Below are 1,085 nucleotides of genomic sequence, written 5' to 3'. Positions count from 1 at the left end.
ACCCAGCGAGCGGCGCACCGATCGGCACCACACCAGACCCCGGCGAAAGCGGCGCACTCATCGTCACCCACACCGTGGTCTCCGTCGGGCCGTAAGCGTTGATCATCACCCGCCCAGGCGCCCACCGATCCACCAACTCGACGGGGCACGCCTCACCACCGACCAACAACCCTTGCACCGACTCCAAGCCCTCGAGTGCAAGAACTCCCAACGCGGACGGCGTCTGACTCAAGACGCTGACGTGTTCGCCAATCAGCAAGGCGCGGAACTCTTCCGGCGAGCCGGCCACCTCCTCGGGCACCACCACAAGCCGCGACCCACTAAGCAACGCACCAAAAATTTCCCACACCGAGAAGTCGAACGCATATGAATGCCACTGCGTCCACACCTGTCCCGGCGCCACCAAACGCCGATCCGCGGACTGCAACAACTGCGTGACGTTACGGTGCGCAACGGCCACGCCTTTCGGCGCACCCGTGGTGCCGGAGGTGTAAATCCGATAAGCGATGTCATCGAACGTTGGCACGGACAACAGGGTGTTCGGTTGACTTGCAATGCTTCCGTCGTCGATATCAACCACCGCCGCATCGCACCCGCTCAGCCGCGACCGCAGACCGGCTGTCGTGACTGCAGCGACTGGCGCGGCGTCAGTAAGCATGAATTCGATGCGTGCATCCGGATGGGCGGGGTCGATCGGCAGATACGCCGCGCCGGTCTTGAGCACCGCCATAATCGACACGATCGCCTCAGCTGACCGCGGCAACAGCAGTGCCACGCACTCGCCCGGGGCCGCGCCGTACCCAATGAGCATGTGCGCCAACCGATTCGACGCCTCATCCAACTCGCGATACGTCAACGACCGGCCGCCACACGTGACCGCGGTCGCCTCCGGAACACGGGCGACCTGAGCGGCGAACAACTCGGTGATCGTCGCCGCAGCCGGCGCCGGCCGCGTCAGCACCCCCCGGTTACCCAGCTCATCCAGCCGGGCATATTCCTGCTCATCGAGCACATCGATCGTCGACAACCGCCGCGCCGGATCAGCGGTGATCGCCGCCAACACCCGCCGCAACCGCTCCACCAGT

Annotated in this window: 1 protein-coding gene; it reads right to left on the bottom strand. The window is 65.1% G+C overall.

Annotated elements, in window-relative coordinates:
* The coding region (locus AC5Y4C_RS20965; RefSeq protein ID WP_499965280.1) for an AMP-binding protein at window positions 1-1,085 on the bottom strand (1,085 nt) is incomplete at both ends.

This window comes from Mycobacterium sp. NGS35 (assembly GCF_059812855.1).
This window is presented reverse-complemented; position numbering and strand designations above follow the sequence as displayed.